Origin of the sequence: Streptomyces sp. BV286 (assembly GCF_019090165.1) — a bacterium.
Lineage (GTDB): Bacteria > Actinomycetota > Actinomycetes > Streptomycetales > Streptomycetaceae > Streptomyces.
In genome coordinates, this window is record NZ_JAHRIB010000117.1 from 1 (window position 1) to 848 (window position 848).

Here is an 848-nt window from a genome sequence, read left to right on the forward strand (position 1 = left end):
ACCTCGAGCCTTTCGAAAGGTGTGATCGCCGCCCTCGCCGCGACGCATACGGTCATGCCGGCAAGAGCAGGCGGGGCAACTCACCCCGCAGCGGAGGCTGAAGCGGATGCGTGACCGGATCGCACCGGCACAGGTGCTGGCGGCGGCGGAGGACGCCGCACCGGTACGTTCGCTGGACGTCGTCGCGGACAACCTGCGGGAGCGGTTCGGCGCACGGTACGTGTCGTTCCTGTTCGCCGACGTCGTCGGCCGGCGCCTGCTGCGGGTCAGCGAGAAAACGGCCACCTACCACGAGCACCACCCCGACCAGGTCCCTCTCGCCGGCAGCAGCATCTACGACGAGGTCCTGCGCACCCAGAAACTCGTCCAGGCACCGGAAGGCGGGCAGGACCGGCGGGCCCTGGCCCCGGTCACCAACCGCGGCGACGCCATCGGGGTTCTGGAGTTGTTCCTCACCCAGGTCACCGAGGACGTGCTGGAGCAGGTGGAGGAGGCCGCGCACGCGCTGGCGTACATCATCGTCACCGACCGCCGCTTCACCGACCTCTACCACCGGGGCAACCACACCACCACAGTCAGCCTCGCCGCAGAGATCCAGCGCCAGCCCCTGCCCCCGGCCCCCTCCTGCGAAGCTCCCGAGTTCTCCCTCGCCGGCGCGCTGGTGCCCGCCTCCGACATCGCCGGTGACACCTACGACTACACCCTCGACCAGGACACGCTGCACCTGTCCGTCACCGACGCCATGGGCCACGACGTGGACGCCTCACTCATCGCCACCCTCCTGGTCAACGCCTCCCGGGGCGCCCGCCGGGCGGGGGCGGATCTGGCCGAACAGGCCCGCCAGACCC

The 848-nt window shown here is 70.6% G+C and carries 1 protein-coding gene; it reads left to right on the top strand.

The window, feature by feature from the left end; all coding sequences use genetic code 11:
• Positions 1-106: 106 nt before the first annotated feature.
• A partial coding sequence (locus KUF83_RS16425; protein ID WP_217455438.1) for a SpoIIE family protein phosphatase occupies positions 107-848 on the top strand: 742 nt, incomplete at its 3' end.